At 72.4% G+C, this 16,362-nt stretch carries 12 protein-coding genes; 6 read left to right on the forward strand and 6 right to left on the reverse strand.

What is annotated here, in order from left to right:
• Positions 1-3 precede the first annotated feature (3 nt).
• The gene (locus tag ACZ6WH_RS00525; RefSeq protein WP_469724900.1) at positions 4-1,314 is read right to left on the reverse strand and encodes an ABC transporter substrate-binding protein; all 1,311 of its coding nucleotides are present in this window, start codon (positions 1,312-1,314) and stop codon (positions 4-6) included.
• Between the two features lie 209 nt (positions 1,315-1,523).
• Here ACZ6WH_RS00525 and ACZ6WH_RS00530 point away from each other — a divergent pair, with 209 nt between their 5' ends.
• Both ACZ6WH_RS00530 and ACZ6WH_RS00535 read left to right on the forward strand, forming a co-directional pair.
• On the forward strand, positions 1,524-2,615 hold the full coding sequence (locus ACZ6WH_RS00530; RefSeq protein ID WP_469724902.1) for a LacI family DNA-binding transcriptional regulator: 1,092 nt from the start codon (positions 1,524-1,526) through the stop codon (positions 2,613-2,615).
• A 141-nt stretch (positions 2,616-2,756) separates the two neighbouring features.
• Positions 2,757-4,088 carry a formimidoylglutamate deiminase gene (locus ACZ6WH_RS00535; protein WP_469724903.1) on the forward strand — a complete coding sequence of 444 codons (1,332 nt, stop codon included), beginning with the start codon at positions 2,757-2,759 and terminating at the stop codon, positions 4,086-4,088.
• A 12-nt stretch (positions 4,089-4,100) separates the two neighbouring features.
• Here the strand turns inward: ACZ6WH_RS00535 and ACZ6WH_RS00540 are convergent, their stop codons facing one another.
• The 5 genes from ACZ6WH_RS00540 to ACZ6WH_RS00560 all read right to left on the reverse strand — a co-directional run bounded on the left by ACZ6WH_RS00540 (position 4,101) and on the right by ACZ6WH_RS00560 (position 10,275).
• Positions 4,101-5,507: a glycoside hydrolase family 30 protein gene (locus tag ACZ6WH_RS00540; RefSeq protein ID WP_469724905.1), complete on the reverse strand. Its 1,407-nt coding sequence runs from the start codon at positions 5,505-5,507 to the stop codon at positions 4,101-4,103.
• Between the two features lie 186 nt (positions 5,508-5,693).
• Positions 5,694-7,055 carry a GH1 family beta-glucosidase gene (locus ACZ6WH_RS00545; RefSeq protein ID WP_469724907.1) on the reverse strand — a complete coding sequence of 454 codons (1,362 nt, stop codon included), beginning with the start codon at positions 7,053-7,055 and terminating at the stop codon, positions 5,694-5,696.
• 20 nt (positions 7,056-7,075) lie between these two features.
• Positions 7,076-7,939, reverse strand: coding sequence for a carbohydrate ABC transporter permease (locus ACZ6WH_RS00550; RefSeq protein WP_469724908.1), 864 nt, complete (start codon positions 7,937-7,939; stop codon positions 7,076-7,078).
• A complete protein-coding gene (locus ACZ6WH_RS00555; protein WP_469724909.1) occupies positions 7,932-8,948 on the reverse strand; it encodes a carbohydrate ABC transporter permease in 1,017 nt (338 codons plus the stop codon). Before ACZ6WH_RS00555 ends, ACZ6WH_RS00550 begins: the two co-directional genes overlap by 8 nt.
• Before the next feature lie 10 nt (positions 8,949-8,958).
• Positions 8,959-10,275, reverse strand: coding sequence for an ABC transporter substrate-binding protein (locus tag ACZ6WH_RS00560; RefSeq protein WP_469724910.1), 1,317 nt, complete (start codon positions 10,273-10,275; stop codon positions 8,959-8,961).
• 141 nt (positions 10,276-10,416) lie between these two features.
• On the opposite strand from ACZ6WH_RS00560, the gene ACZ6WH_RS00565 reads away from it, so the two are divergent.
• From ACZ6WH_RS00565 to folP, 4 genes are all read left to right on the forward strand, one after another.
• Positions 10,417-11,697: an ROK family protein gene (locus tag ACZ6WH_RS00565; protein ID WP_469724912.1), complete on the forward strand. Its 1,281-nt coding sequence runs from the start codon at positions 10,417-10,419 to the stop codon at positions 11,695-11,697.
• Positions 11,698-11,905: 208 nt separating this feature from the next.
• A complete protein-coding gene (locus ACZ6WH_RS00570) occupies positions 11,906-13,816 on the forward strand; it encodes a hypothetical protein (RefSeq protein ID WP_469724913.1) in 1,911 nt (636 codons plus the stop codon).
• Between the two features lie 293 nt (positions 13,817-14,109).
• Positions 14,110-15,354, forward strand: coding sequence for an NAD(P)/FAD-dependent oxidoreductase (locus ACZ6WH_RS00575; RefSeq protein ID WP_469724914.1), 1,245 nt, complete (start codon positions 14,110-14,112; stop codon positions 15,352-15,354).
• On the forward strand, positions 15,351-16,232 hold the full coding sequence (gene folP / locus ACZ6WH_RS00580; protein WP_469724915.1) for a dihydropteroate synthase: 882 nt from the start codon (positions 15,351-15,353) through the stop codon (positions 16,230-16,232). Before ACZ6WH_RS00575 ends, folP begins: the two co-directional genes overlap by 4 nt.
• Positions 16,233-16,362: the final 130 nt, after the last annotated feature.

Here is a 16,362-nt window from a genome sequence, read left to right on the forward strand (position 1 = left end):
CGCTCAGCCCTGCTGGAGCAGCCGGTTGCTCTGCGCGACCGCGTCGTCCAGCGCCTGCTTCGGTGACTTGTCGCCCTGCAGCGCCTTGGCGACCTCGTTCTGCAGGACGGTCTTCATCTCGTCCGTCATCACCACGGGCGTGTAGTTGACCGCGCCGTCCAGCATCTTCGCCGAGGCCACCCGCACCCGGCCCTCGTCGGTGCCGTCGTCCTTCGTCCAGTACGGCTTGTCCAGCGAGCCCTTGGTGCTGGGGAAGACGGCGACCTGGTGCGCGAAGGACTCCTGGTTGCGCTGGTTGGTGACGAACCGCGCGAAGGCGATGGCCGCTGCCTTGTGCTTGCCGCGGTCGTTGATGCCGAGGCCCATCACGTACATGTTGGGCCTGCCGGTGTTGGCGGGCGCGTCGGTGATGCCGAGGTTCTTGTACAGGTCCGGCGCGTTCTCCTTGAAGTTGGCCAGATCGTGCGCGCTGCCCGGGTTCATCGCCACCCGCTGCTGGAGGAACTTCCGGCCCGCGCTCTCCGGAGTGGCGCTCAGCGCCTGCGAGTCCAGCCCGCCGCTCGTGAACAGCTTCTTGTACTCGGTGAGCAGCTGCACGCCGCGCTTCTCGTTGTACGTGAACCGCGTCGCGTCGGCGTTCATCAGCCGCACGCCGTACCGCCCGAAGTCCTCGATCGCGGGCACCCCCGCCAGCGTCGCGACCTTCCCGCCGGAGGACTTCGCCATCTTCCCGGCGTCGGCGAAGAGTTCGTCGTACGTCGTCGGCGGCTTCTCCGGGTCCAGCCCGGCCTTCTTGAACAGTGCCTTGTTGTAGAAGAGCGGGCCGGTGTTGAGATACCAGGGGAAGGCGTACGCACCGTCCATACCCGGGAGTTCGTTGCCCTTCCAGGCCTCCGGCGTGTAGTCCTGCTTCGCCTTGGCGGTGACCGGTTCCTTGTCGAGGTTCATCAGCAGCCCGGCCTTGGCCAGCGGGTAGGACAGGTCGGGCGAGACGTTGACCACGTCGGGCAGGGTGCCGCCGCCGGCGTCCGCGCTGAGCTTCTCGGGGTAGTTCTCCGCCGGCTGGTCGACCCACTTCACCTTCGTGCCGGGGTGTGCCTTCTCGAACTCGTCGATGAGGCCGTTGAAGTAGTCCTTGTACTGCGCCCGCAGGTTCCAGGTCTGGAAGGTGATGCGGCCGCTGACCTTGCCGTCGGCGGCACTGCCGCCGCTGTCGGCGCCGCCCCCGCAGGCGCCCAGGAGCAGCGCGCCCGCCAGCAGCGGTACGGCGGTACGGGCGGGTCTCGGCACACGGGTACCCCGGCAAGTGCGCATGGCCGCGCGGCTCCTTCGGTCGGTCCTGGGTGGGCGTCCCAAAAGGTGCCCGCAGTCGTCGAGTTACGTCAACACTCTTTACGCGAATTTCTTTTCATTGCCTCGAAATCGCAGGTCAGAGCGGTGAGTTCGGGGCTCTTGCGCGACTCGCTAATGCGCTTTAGTCTTTCCGCACTCAAGCGCATTAGTAGGGAAGCGGAAGAGGGAGCATGCGCCGTACGCCGGCCCGGCGGCCGACCATGAAGGACATCGCCCTGCGCGCCGGGGTGTCCGAGAGCGCGGTCTCCTTCGCGCTCAATGACCGGCCCGGCGTTTCGCCCGTGACCCGGGAGCGCATCCGCCGGGTCGCCGAACAGCTCGGCTGGCAGCCCCGCGCCGCCGCCCGTGCCCTGTCCGGCGAGGGCTCGGCCACGGTAGGGCTCGTCCTGGCGCGCCCGGCCCGCACCCTCGGTGTCGAGTCCTTCTTCCTCCAGCTGGTCTCCGGAATCCAGGAGGAGCTCTCCCAGCGCGGGCTGGGGCTGCTCTTCCAGGTGGTCGAGGGGCTGGAAGCGGAGTGCGCGACCTACCGCCGCTGGTGGGCCGAGCACCGCGTGGACGGCGTCCTGGTCGTCGACCCTCGCCAGGACGACCCGCGCCCCGACCTGCTCGGCGGGCTCGGGCTGCCCGCCGTGATGATCGGCGCCGCCGCCCACGGTGCGGTGGACGGCGAGCCGCCTGCGGTCTCCACCCTCGGCGCCGACGACGCCGGCATCATGGCGGCGATCGTCGGCCATCTCCACGCGCTCGGCCACCGCCGTATCACGCACATCGCCGGACTGCCCGAATTCGCCCACACCCAGCGCCGGATCGCGTCCCTGCGCGCCGAGGCCGCCCGCCTCGGGCTCACCGAGGCCGCCTCGGTGACCACCGACTACTCCGACAGCGAGGGCGCGGCGGCCACCCGGCGGGTGCTGGACCAGGCGCAGCCGCCCACCGCCCTGGTCTACGACAACGACGTACTCGCCGTCGCCGGGCTGGCCGTCGCCACCGGGCGCGGCATCCGCGTCCCCGACCGGCTGTCCCTGGTGGCGTGGGACGACTCGGTGCTGTGCCGCAGCGTGCACCCGGCGCTGACCGCGCCGCTGCGCGACACCGCCGCCTTCGGCCGGCGCGCGGCCCAGGCCCTGACCGCCCTGCTGGACGGCGCCCCCGCAGGCCACAGCCAGGAACCGCTGCCCCGGATCCAGCCCAGGGGCAGCACGGGACCGGCACCGGCCGCGGTGGCGCAAGAGGACCCTTCCGGACCGTCCCGGTCATCCTGAACTCGACCCCGTCGCCGCCCCCTTGAGGCCACCTCCGTCAGAGGCGTTCCCAGTCGTACGGAGATCAACTACCGTTGACGGAGAGCTTCGTGGTCGCCGCGGTGCGTGACCGGCCGGGTGGCCCGTCGTCAGGGAGGCCGGATGACGTTTCATTGCGAATACGCCTGGCTCGGCGGCACCGGCGTCGCCGAGCAAGTCCTCATAGAAGTGGCCGACGACCGCATCACCCGCGTCACCGACAACACCCCGGCACCGCCCGGTGCCGTCCGACTGCCCGGGCTCACCGTCCCGGGCCTGGCCAACACCCACTCCCACGTCTTCCACCGCGCCATCCGCGGCCGCAGCCAGAGCGGCGTCACCGACTTCTGGCGCTGGCGCGACGTCATGTACGACGCAGCGGAACACCTCGACCCCGACCGGATGTACGCCCTCGCCCGCGCCACGTACGCCGAGATGGCGCTGTCCGGCATCACCGCCGTGGGCGAGTTCCACTATGTCCACCACAACCCCGACGGCACCCCCTACGACGACCCCAACGCCATGGGCCGCGCGCTCGCCGGCGCCGCCGACGACGCCGGCATCCGGCTCACCCTCCTCGACACCTGCTACCTGATGGCCGACATCGACGGCAGACGGCTGGAGGGCGTGCAGCGGCGCTTCAGCGACGGCAGCGCGGAGGACTGGGCCCTGCGCACCCGCGCCCTGCGGGACGGCGAGCGGCTGCGGATCGGCGCGGCCGTGCACAGCGTGCGCGCCGTGCCGCGCGAGGCGATGACCTTCGTCGCGGAGGACGCCCGGCGCCGCGGTGTGCCGCTCCACGTCCACCTCTCCGAGCAGCCCGCCGAGAACGCCGCCTGCCGCCAGCGGTACGGCCGTACGCCCGCCCGCCTGCTGCACGAGAAGGGCGTGCTGGGCGAGGGCGCGACGGCCGTGCACGCCACACACCTGGACTCCGCCGACATCGCGCTGCTCGGCGGCTCCGGCACCGGTGTCTGCCTGTGCCCGACCACCGAACGCGACCTCGCCGACGGCATCGGGCCCGCCGGACGGCTGGCGGCGGCCGGCACGCCGCTGAGCCTCGGCAGCGACGCGCACATGATGATCGACCTGTGGGAGGAGGCCCGCGCCATCGAACTGGACGAGCGGCTGATCAGCGGCCGCCGCGGCCACTGGACCGCCGGTGAACTCCTCACCGCGGCGACCTCGGCGGGCACGGCCGCGCTCGGCTGGCCCGCCGGACGGATAGCCCCGGGCAGGCTCGCCGATCTCACCACCGTACGGCTGGACTCGCCCCGTACGGCGGGGGCGCGGGCCGGTGATCCGCTGGCCCACGCCGTGTTCGCCGGCACCGCCGCCGACGTCAGTCATGTCGTCGTCGGCGGCGAGCCGATCGTCGAGGACGGGCGCCACCTGCACATCGAGGATGTCGGCGGCGCCCTGGACAAGGCCATCACGGCCCTGCTGGCCGACTGAGTCGCGTGCCGCTCAGCCGGTGGGGGCGCCGGGCCACTTGAACGTGGCCACGGCGCCCGCCGGCAGTTCGTACCGGAGCGACCTGCCGCTCTCGGTGACGGAGAAGGTCTGCGCCGAACCGGTGGCGTTGAGCACCACGGAGACCCGCGAGCCGTCCGGGTTCTCGAAGGTCACGTTCTGTACCCCGCCGGAGCCCTGGCTGGTGGAGGCGATGCGGTGCGCGCCGCGGTCCACGAACTTGGCGACGTGGCCGAGGGTGTAGAACTCGGCGTTCTTGGTGACGGCTCCGCCGTCGATCTGCACGACGCCGTTGCAGCGGGTGCCGCAGTTGCCGTAGTGCGGTCCGCCGTTCCTGTCGAGGGCGAGGTTCCACAGCACCACGGTCTCCGCGCCCGACCGCATGCTGCGGATGACCAGGTTCTCGGTCTGCCACTTCAGCGAGTCCGCGAAGGTGCGTGACGGGTCGTCGCTGTCGGTGCCGGAGCACTCGGTGAAGAACACCCGCTTGCCCGCGTTCCGCACCTGCTGCTGGGCCTCGGGGCTGCCGCCGTAGCAGTGGAAGGCCGCACCCTGGACGCGGGCGAGGTCCTTCGTACGGTCCAGGACGGTGAGCGGGAAGTCCGGGCGGTCCCAGTTGTGGTCGTAGGCGAAGAGCTGGGTGGGCAGCCCCGCGGCGGTCAGCCGGCCGTCCAGGACCCGGAGGAAGTCGGCCTGTTCCTCGGCGGACATGCCCATCGAGGGGTACGTCGTCTGGAACAGCGGCTCGTTCTGCACGGTGAGGTCGTCGACGGTCACACCGGCCTTGCCGTACGCCTGGACCGCCTTGACCAGATAGTCGGCGTAGTCCCCGTAGTGCTCGGGGGTGAGCTTGCCGCCCTCCAGCTTTCCGCTGTCCTTCATCCACGCGGGGGCCGACCACGGCGTGCCCATCACGCGGATGCCGGGGTTGATGCCCTTGGCCTGCTGCAGCAGCGGCAGGATCTCCTCGGTGTCCCGGCCGATCGAGAAGGACCCCTTCGTGTCCTCGTAGGTGTAGTAGGGCAGCCGGGCGACGAAGTCGGTACCACCGAGGGGCTGGCGCAGGTAGTCCAGGCCGATGCCCGCGCCGTCCCGGGAGAACAGGTCCTTCATCAGGGTGGTGCGCTGTCCTTCGGGCAGCCCGGCCACCAGGTGTGCCGAGGCCTCGGTGAAGGAGGCGCCCGCACCGGTGAACTCCTGGCTCTTCTCGCGGGAGTCCACGCTGATGTCGATCTGCTGCTTGCCACCGTCGAAGGACACGTCGCCGGCTCTGCTGAGCTTCTTCGAGCCGTCCGCCGTGGTGACCCACACCTGCGCGGTGGTCGCGGCGGCCCGGCCGGGCCCTGGAGCGGCGTAGGCGTAGCCGGCGGCGGTCATGACGAGCGCGGCTGAGACGGCCATCACCCTCCTCCACCGTGTCCCGGGCGATCTTTTTTGGGCATGCTGATGGTGCCTGTGTTCCATGATGCGGCTCCTCCGACAGATGTGGGCCGTGTTGTGTACAGGCGTTGCAGAACCGCCGGGCGCGTCGTGGCAGGGTTTGGCGATCCGATGTGACGAAGCGCCCGTGCGGGGCTCATGAGGGAGCTATGCCGCGCGGCGCTCCCGGTTCCGGTGGGCGCGGACGATCTCGGCGTACCGGTGTCCGCTGTCCTTGACGGTGCGCCGCTGGGTCCCGTAGTCGACGTGGACGAGGCCGAAGCGCTTGTCGTAGCCGTAGGCCCACTCGAAGTTGTCCAGCAGCGACCAGGCGAAGTACCCCGCGAGCGGCACGCCTTGCGACACCGCGTCGGCGCACGCGGCCAGGTGCTCCTCCAGGTAGCGGACCCGCTCCGGGTCGTGCACCTGCCCGTCGGGGCCGACGGTGTCGGGGTAGGCCGAGCCGTTCTCGGTGACGTAGAGACGGCGGGCGCCGTAGTCCTCCGTCATCCGCAGCAGCGTCTTCGTCAGCCCGGCCGCATGCACCTCCCAGCCCATTCCGGTGTGGCGGGAGGCCGGCAGCTCGACCTGCCGGGCGTACGGCAGCGAGCCCGCGGGATCGTCCGCGACGACGTTGCGGAAGTAGTAGTTCAGGCCGAGCCAGTCCAGGGGAGCGGCGATGGTCTCCAGGTCGCCCGCGCGGGCCGGCGGCTCGGTGCCGTACAGCTCCACCATGTCCTGCGGGTAGCCGCGGCCGTGCAGCGGGTCCATCCACCAGCGGTTGGTGTGCCCGTCGGAGCGGCGCGCCGCCGCGTGGTCGGCGTCGCTGTCGCTCGCCGGCTCACAGTGCGTCAGGTTGTTGACGATGCCGACCTGCGCGCCGGGCACCGCGGCGCGGATGGCCTGCACCGCGAGGCCGTGCCCGAGGTGCAGGTGGAAGGAGGCGCGGACGGCGGCGGTGAGGTCGGTCAGCCCCGGCGCCATCCGCCCTTCCAGGTGGCCGATCCACGCGGAGCACAGCGGTTCGTTGAGGGTGCCCCACTGCGTGACGCGGTCGCCGAGCCGCTCGGCGACGACCGCTGCGTACGCGGCGAAGTGCTCGGCGGTCTCCCGCTCCGGCCAGCCGCCCCGGTCCTGGAGCGCCTGCGGCAGGTCCCAGTGGTAGAGCGTGACGTACGGCGTGATGCCGGCCTCCAGGAGGCCGTCGGTGAGCCGGTCGTAGAAGTCCAGGCCCGCCTTGTTGACCGGCCCGTCGCCGCCCGGCACGACCCGGGGCCAGGCCACCGAGAAGCGGTAGGCGTCGGCGCCCAGCTGCCCCATCAGGCCGATGTCCGCGCGCCAGCGGTGGTAGTGGTCGCAGGCCACGTCGCCGGTGTCGCCGTTGTCGACCTTGCCGGGAGTGTGGCTGAAGGTGTCCCAGATGGACGGCGCGCGGCCGTCCTCGGCCGCCGCGCCTTCGATCTGGTACGCGGCGGTGGCCGTTCCCCACACGAAGTCGGCGGGGAGCGAGTCGAGGTACGAGTCGGACACGGAGTTCCTTTCCGCGGTGGTCACTTGACGGCGCCGGCCGTGAGTCCGGCGACGAGGTAGCGCTGGAGCAGCAGGAAGCCCGCGACGACGGGGACGCTGACGACGAGCGAGGCGGCCATGATCTGGTTCCAGTACACCTCGGTCTGGGTGGCGTAGCCCTGCAGGCCGATCGCGAGTGTGCGGGTGACGTCGTTGGTCATGACCGAGGCGAAGAGCACCTCGCCCCAGGCGGTCATGAAGGAGTAGATGGCCACCGCGACGATGCCGGGCACCGCGGCCGGCACGACGACCCGTACGAGGGCGCCGAGCGGCCCGCAGCCGTCGACCTGCGCCGCCTCGTCCAGGTCGCGCGGGATGGAGTCGAAGTAACCCACCAACATCCAGATGGACAGCGGCAGGGTGAACGTCATGTACGTGAGGATCAGGCCGCCGCGCGAGCCGTAGAGCGCGACGCCGGTGGCGTTCCCGATGTTCACGAAGATCAGGAAGAGCGGGAGGAGGAAGAGGATGCCGGGGAACATCTGGGTGGACAGCACCGTGACGGTGAACAGCCGCTTCCCCCGGAAGCGGTAGCGGCTGACCGCGTACGCCGCGAACACCGCGATCACCACCGAGCAGGCGGTCGCCGCGCCCGCGACGATCAGGGAGTTCACGAAGTACCGGCCCAGCGGCACGGTCTCCCAGATGTCCAGGTACGGCTGGAACGTCACCCGGCTGGGGAACCACCGGAAGGCGCCGGTCACGTCCTGCAGCGGCTTGAGCGAACTGCTGAGCATCACGTACAGCGGAGTGGCCGTGAAGAGGGTCAGCAGGGTGAGCAGCACCCGCCGGGTCCAGACGAAGGACCGGGGCGGCGCGGTGGGCGACTTGACGGCCTCAGCCATGCTCGCCCCTCCTTCCACGGCCTGTGAACAGCAGGTACGCGGCCGTCACCACGAGCAGGAAGAGCAGCAGCAGGACGGACATGGCCGACCCGGAGCCGAAGTTCCAGGTCTCGAAGGAGGCCTGGTAGATGTGGATCGAGATCAGGTCGGCGGCCTCCGGAGCCCCCTTGCCGAAGAGCACGTACGGCACGTTGAAGTCGTTGAAGGTCCACAGGAAGAGGACCAGTACCAGGACCTGGTTGACGGGGCGGAGGGCCGGCAGGGTGATGTGCCGGATCTGCTTCCGGATCCCGGCGCCGTCCAGCTGCGCCGCCTCGTAGGACTCCCGCGGGATGTTCTGCAGCGCCGCCGTCAGCATCAGGAACGCGAACGGCCAGGTGCGCCATACCGACGTCACCACGAGCGCCGTGAAGCTGTTGTCGCCGACCAGCCAGAACGTGGGCGAGTCCGTGAGCCCGAGCTGGTCGTGCAGGACGTGGTTCACCAGCCCGTTGTCCCGCTGGAGCAGGAAGGACCAGGTGATGACGGCGGTGTAGACCGGCAGTGCGTACGGGGTGAGGAACAGGGCCCGCAGCAGGCCGCGGCCGCGGAACCGGTCCTGCATGAGGATCGCGGCCGTCACGCCGAGCAGCCAGGCCAGCGCCACGGCGAGCACGGTGAAGGCGCAGGTGACCGCGAAGGAGTGGAGCAGCGCCCGGCCGACCGGGGCGTCGAAGTCGACCGCGATGCGGAAGTTGTCCAGGCCGGCCCAGGGCGCCGCGCCCCAGTTGCGGATGTACTCGTGGGTGAGCTGCTTGAAGCTCATCGCGATGCCGATGACCATCGGGACGATGTGGATCAGCAGTTCGAGCGCGAGGGCGGGGAGCAGCAGGAGGTAGGGGAGGCCGCCGCGTCTGATCCGGTCGGGGAGGAAGGAACGGCGCGGCGGCCGGTTCGGGGGCGGCGCGCCGGACGGCGACGTGCTGGGGGCCGCCGTCCCGGCCGCTTCGTGCTGTGTGGTGGTGGTCATGGTGCGGGTCTCACTTCTGCATCTGCTGCTGGGCCTCGGTGAGCTTCGCCCGCACGTCGGCGGTGGTGAGCTTCTTGCCCGCCGCGGCGTCGGCCAGCAGCTCCTTCATCGCGCCGCCGACCAGCGTCTCGAACTGCGACTCGTCGGGGACCTGCGGCAGCGGCGCCGCGCTCTTGGCGAGCACCTCGCGCTGCACGGCCTCGTCCGGGTCCCGCGGCTTGCTCCTCTGCGCGTCCAGCACGGGGGAGAGCGCCCCGAACTTGGAGGTGAGGATCTGCTGCTCCTCGGTGGAGGTCATGAACTTCACGAACTTCAGCGCGCCGTCGATGTTGTCGGTGTTGTCGAAGACGGCCATGTTGATGCCGCCGACCATGGAGTTGACGTTGCGCCGGCCGCTCGTGTCGCCGGACTGGAAGGGCACGGGCGCCACCCCGTACTCGTCCGTCTTCATTCCGTGCGCGAGCAGCGAGGTGCGCGCGGCCTGCCACAGCAGCATCCCGGCCTTGCCGGTGGCGAAGTCCCGCACCGACTGGTTCTGCGCGTACTCGGCGTTTCCGGGTGCGGCGATCTTGTCCTTCGCCAGGAAGTCGATGTACTGCTTGACGGCCTCGACGTTCGCGGGCTTGTCGAAGGTGGGCTTCCCGGCGGCGTCGAAGAAGTCGGCGCCGTGCTGCTTGCCGAAGACGAAGGCGTGGTGGGAGTTCTCCGCCACGTTGCCGCCCTCGACGGCCAGCCCGTACTTGCCGTCCTTGGTGAGCTTCTTCCCGTCGGCCACCAGCTCGTCCCAGGTGGTGGGGGGACGCGAGATGCCCGCCTCCTTGAACATCTGCTTGTTGTAGTACAGCGCGTACGTCAGCGAGTACAGCGGCACCGCCGCCGGGTCCTTCTTCGCCTCGCCGGTGGCGGCCATCGGGGCCGGCGCGAACCGTTCCTTGCCGCCGATCTTCTTGAAGGTCTTGTCGTCGAACGCCAGCAGCGCGCCGCTCTTCTGCAGCGACGAGGACCAGGTGTTGCCGATGTTGAGCACGTCCGGGCCCTGCCCGGAGGAGGTCGCGGCGAGGATCCGGTCGAGGATGGTGGCCCAGGGGATGACCTCCAGCTTGACCTTGATCCCGGTCTGCTGTTCGAACTTCTTCAGCTCCGGACCCAGCACCTTCTTGTCCGCCTCCAGGCTGGACCCCTGGTTGGTCGCCCAGTAGGTCAGCTCCTTCGGGCTGTCGTTGTTGGCGCCGCCTCCGAGGGCGGTGCCGCCGCCACAGCCGGTGGCCAGGGCGGCGGTCAGTGCGGTGGTGAGCGCGGCGACTGCCGCCATACGGGTTCTACGCATGGTCGTTGTGGCCCCTCCGGGAGGCGAGCATCAAAGCTCTGAACGCGGCTCCGTATTAACTTAAGGCGTGAGTTAAGTAGTGAAAGAAGGGGTCGTCAAGACACTCGGCACCGGTAAGTTGCCGGGAGAGGAAGGAGCCACATGCCCGAACGCCACCGCCGGACGGTCCGTGATCTGCGCCGAGGCAACCGTGCGCGGCTGCTGCGCCGCCTGTATCTGGAAGGTCCGCTGAGCCGCCAGGAACTCGCCGCGCGGACCGGCCTGAGCTCGGCGTCCATCAGCAACGTCACATCCGAACTCCTCGCCGACGGCCTGCTGGAGGAGGCCGGCTCGGTCGACTCCGACGGCGGGCGCCCGCGCATCCTGCTGCGGGTCGCGCCGGGCGCCGGATCACTCATCGGGGTGGACGTCGGCGAGACACGAATACGGGTTGAACTCTTCGACCTGTCGATGGCCGAGCTGGCCCGCTGCGAACATCCCTTGAAGGACGACGGTCACAACGTCACCCACGTCGTACGCCTGATAGCCGACGGCCTGAAGGCGGTACGCCGTACCGACGTCCCGCACGGCCCGCTGCTCGGCATCGGCGTCGGCGTGCCCGGCATCGTCGAGGACGACCCGGCACGCGGCGGCGCGGTGGTGCACGGCCAGACCGTCGGCTGGGACGCCGTCCCGCTGGCGGCCCTGCTCCGCGAAGCAGCCCAACCTGACGACACCGCACCGCTTTTCGTGTCCAACGGCGCCAAGACGCTCGGTCAGGCGGAGATGTGGTTCGGTGCCGGGCGGGGCGCGCGCGACGCCGTCATCGCCCTCATCGGCTCCGGCGTCGGCGCCAGCGTGATCACCGACGGCAGCGCGTACGGCGGCGCCGCACACGGCGCGGGGGAGTGGGGCCACACCACCATGCAGCTGCGCGGCCGCCGCTGCCGGTGCGGTGCCCGAGGCTGCCTGGAGGCGTACGTCGGCGCCGAAGCGGTGCTGGAACGGTGGCGGGAGGCGGGCGGCGCCGCTCCCTCCGGCGCCGACGAGGAGAGCGCGCTGGCCGCCCTGCTCGCCGCCGGCGACCCGGCCACCGCCGAGGTGCTGGCCGAGACCGCCGAGTACCTCGGCGCGGGCATCGCCGACCTGGTGAACCTCTTCAACCCCGAACGCATCGTGCTGGCCGGCTGGGCCGGCCTGCTCCTCGGCACCCGCCTGCTGCCCGCCGTACGCGAGGCCACCGCGGCCTACGCGCTGCGTTACCCGGCGGCCCGCGCCACCATCGAACTCGGCCGCCTCGGCGCGGACGCGGTCACCGTCGGCGCCGCCACCCTGCCCCTGAGCCGCTTCCTCGACACGGGAGGGACCGCACACGTCCCGCAGACCGCACCCGCACCACCCCGCGGCCCGGCCGCGCAGCCCACCGCCGGCCTCGGTACCTGACGGGCGCCCTCTCGCGGCCACCGGCCGCTTTCGCGAAGTGCGCGAACCGGACAGTGCGTCAGCGTGACCGTCGTTCGTGTCACTCGTTTGCCTGGTGCGGAATTCGTCGTATCCGCCGGAGGGGGCGATCGGCATGTGGGGGCGGGGACGGCGGCAGGCCGGAGGGACTGCCGCACGGATCAATGCGGAGCGGGCCGAGGCCGCGCTCATGGAGGCGTATCCACAGCTCGTGCGGATCGCCTTCGTGGCGCTGCCGCCGGCGCTGGGCCGCCATCGGCGGGTGCTCGTGGCCCACGGGCTGGTGCAGCGGGCGCTGCCCGGACCGCTCGGCGCCGCGCTGCCCGGCGCCGGCGGCCCGCCCGGCGACACGGCGGCCCCCGGGCCGAAACCCGAGTACGCGTGGGTGCGCGAGCGCGTCCTGACCGCGTGCCTGTCGTACGGCGCCCGGCCACGGCGCTGGCCCCGCCGGCTGCCGTGGCCACGGGCACTGCGGCCCGCGCTGCCGGCCGTATGGGGACTGCGGCTCTTCCCGCGCGCGGGCAGCGGGGACACCACCTCGCTCGACCGGGCGCTGGCCGCGGCGTCCGCCCCGGCACGCGCGCTGTTCGCGCTGCGTTCGCTGGAGGACATGCCGAGGGAAGCGGCCCGCGAGCTGCTCACCCGGCTCGGCGCACCACCCGAAGCGGCGGCGTGCCGCGACGCCGAACAGCTGCTGTACCTGAGCGCGCGGGCGGCGGCGGACCTGGGGAACGCCTCCGAGTTCGACCCGTGTTCCGTGCAGACCCGGCCGACGGATCTGCTGCGCCGCAGACGACGGCGGCGGCTCGCCGGCCTCACCGCCGCACTGCTGGCCCTGGTGACGATATCCGTGCTGCCCGCCACGTCGGGCGACGGTTTCGTGGGGACCCCGAGCGCGGACGACGCCATACCGGGGGACCTCGCCCCCGTCATGGACGCCGGCCGCCTGGTCCGGGCCCCCGGCGACCGCTGGGCCGACACCTCGCGCGTCGACTTCACCGCCTGGGCCCCGCGCGGCGCCCGCGTGGACGACACCGCGCTGCTGCACCGCGCGCTCGCCGCCTGGGCCCGCCCGGCGCCCGGCACCAAGGTCACGTCGGCCGCCGCGACCACCGAAGAAGTCCCCGCCACCCCGCCCGCGTTGCTGTACGCCGGCGACATCGACGGCCGCGCCGTCGTCGTCCTCCACGACGAGCGCCGCATCGTCCGCTACACCGAGCCGAGCGACGGGGACGGCACGGCCGCGCTGGACTTCGCGCGGGCCGACGACGCCGATGTGACCACCGCGGCGGCGGTGGTCGTCAGCCGCACCGCGCGGCAGGTGCGCTTCCTCACCGCCCCCTGGATCGCCACCGCCGAACGGCGGGACCTCCGGCACCCCGACACCCCGGCCCGTTCCGTACGCGTGGCGCGCGACGGCGTCACGGAGCCGGTGGCACGCCCGAGGTACGACGACTGCACCGCCCGTCCCGCGCTGCAACTCCGCTCCTCCGCACGCATCGTGGAGCACCACACCTTCGTCGTCGCCGACCTCGGCGACCTGCTCCCGGCCCACCTCACCTACATGCCGCTGCCGGGCCGTGAGCGCCCGCGTCCCCCGCGCGAGGCCACGAGTACGGAGGCGCTGCGCGCCTGGGCGGCCTCGGCGTGCGGAATGAGCGGGCTGCTGGACGGGGGAGTGCGGAGCGTCAGCATGTGGGACTTTGCCCGTCAGCGGCTGCCGGAGGACGGCGGCCACGCGGTGTGGTCCTGCCGCCGGGCGGACACCTGGCGCGGCCCGGGCGACATCGAAGTGGGGCTGCGGCGTCCCGAGGCCGCGCCCGACGCCGACGCCACGGTGGTCGCCCGCGATCGGGACACCGCCGCGTGCAGCCGCTTCGGCCAGCACGTCGTGGCGAGCACGCGATGGCGCAGCCCCTCGAAGAAGTGGTACCTCCTCGCCGCAGGCAGCCGCGCGGTCACCGGGCTGGAGGTGACCGGCGACGTCCGGGCCACCACGGATGCGCCGACCCTCGCCCGGCGCGCCCCGAAGGACGCCCGCACGCAGGTGACCGCCGACCTCCCGGAAGGGGAGCGGATCCGGCCTCCGGGCAGCGAGTAGCGCACATCTCCCGCCGAGGGCCGGGCGCCTGACCGACAGGCACCCCGGCCCTCGCCGCTGACATCGATTCCGCAGCACGAGACCGAGGCGGCCCACGCCGCCCGAACGCCCGTGCCGTCGTTTCTCCCGATTCCTTGACACCGGTTCGGGCCACCCGCAGACTCGTTGCGCCAAGCGCACTATGTTTCTCCATACGCAACGAGGTGCATGATGCTTCCCACGCGTCGTCCCGCGGGTGCCGCGCCGTACCTGCCGCCCTCCCGTGCCGCCGTACGCCCCGCCGGAGGTGCGGCATGAAGTCCGTGGCCGTCGTCGGCGCCTCGCTCGCCGGACTCTCCGCCGCCCGCTCGCTGCGCAAGCAGGGCTATGACGGACGCCTCGTCCTCATCGGCGAGGAGACCCACCGCCCGTACGACAGACCGCCGTTGTCGAAGGAGTTCCTCACCGGGAAGGTCGACGAGGCCGAACTCGCCCTGGAGGCGGACGACGAGGACCTAGCTGCCGAGTGGATACTCGGGGCCCGGGCCACCGGCCTGGACACGCGGGAGCGCGCGATACGGCTCGCCGACGGCAGGGACGTACGCGCGGACGGCGTCGTGATCGCCACGGGGGCCGCCGCGCGGGCCCTGCCCGGCAGTGACGGCCTGGCCGGCGTGCACGTGCTGCGCACCCTCGACGACGCCCGGGGCCTCCGCGACGACCTGGTATGCGGCGGCCGGCTGGTCGTGATCGGCGGCGGCTTCGTCGGCGCCGAAGTGGCCTCGACCGCCGCCGTCATGGGGCTGGACGTCACGTTCGTCGTGGCAGGGCCGGCACCGCTCGCCGGTCCGCTCGGGCCGGAGATGGCAGCGGCCGTCTCCGCGCTCCACACCGACCACGGGGTGCGCCTGCTGTGCGGCACCGAGGTGCGCGGAGTGACCGGCGCCGCGCCGGCCCCGGCGGTGCTGCCCCTGGGACTGCGCGACCGGGAAACGCCCGCCGGAGAGGGCCGCCGGACGCGGGTGACGGCGGTGCTGCTCGACGACGGCCGCAGCATCCCCGCCGACATCGTCGTCGCGGGCATCGGCGCGACGCCGTGCACCGACTGGCTCGCCGGGTCCGGCGTCGCGCTCGACAACGGGGTGCGCTGCGGCGCCGACGGCCTCACCAGTGTGCCGGGCGTCGTCGCGGCCGGTGACTGCGCGGCCTGGTACGACCCTTCCCTCGCGGCCCACCGCCGGATCGAGCACTGGACCGGCGCCAAGGAGCGCCCCGCGGTGGCCGTGGCCGCCCTGCTGTCCGGCGGCACCGCCCCGCTCGGCCCGCCCCGCCCGCCCTACTTCTGGTCCGATCAGTACGGCGTGCGGATCCAGTTCGCCGGGCACGCCGCATCGGCCGACAGCGTCACCGTCGAGGACGGCACCCCGGCCGACCGCGCCTTCCTCGCGGTCTACCGGCGCGCCGGAGAACCGGTCGCCGTCCTGGGCGTGGACCGCACCAAGCTGTTCACCCGCTGGCGCCGGCACCTCGCCACCGCGGCGCGGGGCGGCCTCGCATGAGCACCGTGACCCGGCCGGGCCCCGGAGCCCCCGCGCTGTACCCGGACGGGCTGCCCCGGCCCGGCCGGGCCCTGGTCATGGGCATCGTGAACGTCACGCCCGACTCGTTCTCCGACGGCGGGCGGTGGTACGCCCCGGAGCGGGCCGTCGCGCACGGTCTCGCGCTGCTGGCGGAGGGCGCGGACATCCTCGACGTGGGCGGCGAGTCGACCCGGCCCGGCGCCGCGCGGGTCCCGGTCGAGGAGGAGCTGCGGCGGGTACTGCCGGTGGTCCGCGAACTGGCCGCCGCGGGGGCGACGGTCAGTGTCGACACGATGCGGGCCGAGGTCGCCGCGCGTGCCGTCGAGGCCGGCGCACGGCTGGTCAACGACGTTTCGGGCGGCCTCGCCGACCCCGCGATGCTGCCCTTGGTGGCGTGCGCCGGGGTGCCGTACGTGGCGATGCACTGGCGCGGGCATTCCGACGGCATGCAGGCCAACGCGGGCTACGACGATGCCGCTGCCGATGTGGCCGACGAGTTGCGGCTGCGCGTCGAAGCGGCCCTGCACGCCGGTATCGCGCCGGACCGTCTCGTCCTCGATCCCGGGCTGGGCTTCGCCAAGACTCCCGAGCACAACTGGCAGTTGCTGGGCCGGCTCCGGGAGGTGGTCGCGCTCGGGTACCCGGTCCTGGTGGGCGCGGCCCGCAAGTCCTTCCTGGGGGAACTGCTGGCGGACCCGGCGACGGGCCTGCCCCGGCCGCCGCACCGGCGGGACGCGGCCACCTCCGCGGTGACCGTCCTGGCCGCCACGCAGGGCGCCTGGTGCGTGCGCGTGCACGACGTGGCCTCGACGGCCGACGCGGTACGCGTGACCGCCCGCTGGGGGCGCGAGGCGTAGGGCGAGAAGGTTCTGCCGGAATCACGGCGGCGGCGGGCCGCCCCGGCCCGCCCCCCCCCCCCCCCCCCCCCCCCCCCCCCGGGGGGGGCAGGGGGGGGGGGGCCCGCCACCCCCCCCCAACCCGCCGGCG

Source organism: Streptomyces sp. NPDC050806, from assembly GCF_055586425.1.

Bases quoted from the DNA above. Each gene is read 5' to 3' on its own strand.
- ACZ6WH_RS00525 (WP_469724900.1), bottom strand. From the start codon at position 1,314: ATGCGCACTTGCCGGGGTACCCGTGTGCCGAGACCCGCCCGTACCGCC.
- ACZ6WH_RS00530 (WP_469724902.1), top strand. From the start codon at position 1,524: ATGCGCCGTACGCCGGCCCGGCGGCCGACCATGAAGGACATCGCCCTG.
- ACZ6WH_RS00535 (WP_469724903.1), top strand. From the start codon at position 2,757: ATGACGTTTCATTGCGAATACGCCTGGCTCGGCGGCACCGGCGTCGCC.
- ACZ6WH_RS00540 (WP_469724905.1), bottom strand. From the start codon at position 5,507: ATGGCCGTCTCAGCCGCGCTCGTCATGACCGCCGCCGGCTACGCCTAC.
- ACZ6WH_RS00550 (WP_469724908.1), bottom strand. From the start codon at position 7,939: ATGGCTGAGGCCGTCAAGTCGCCCACCGCGCCGCCCCGGTCCTTCGTC.
- ACZ6WH_RS00555 (WP_469724909.1), bottom strand. From the start codon at position 8,948: ATGACCACCACCACACAGCACGAAGCGGCCGGGACGGCGGCCCCCAGC.
- ACZ6WH_RS00560 (WP_469724910.1), bottom strand. From the start codon at position 10,275: ATGCGTAGAACCCGTATGGCGGCAGTCGCCGCGCTCACCACCGCACTG.
- ACZ6WH_RS00565 (WP_469724912.1), top strand. From the start codon at position 10,417: ATGCCCGAACGCCACCGCCGGACGGTCCGTGATCTGCGCCGAGGCAAC.
- ACZ6WH_RS00570 (WP_469724913.1), top strand. From the start codon at position 11,906: ATGGAGGCGTATCCACAGCTCGTGCGGATCGCCTTCGTGGCGCTGCCG.
- ACZ6WH_RS00575 (WP_469724914.1), top strand. From the start codon at position 14,110: ATGAAGTCCGTGGCCGTCGTCGGCGCCTCGCTCGCCGGACTCTCCGCC.
- folP (WP_469724915.1), top strand. From the start codon at position 15,351: ATGAGCACCGTGACCCGGCCGGGCCCCGGAGCCCCCGCGCTGTACCCG.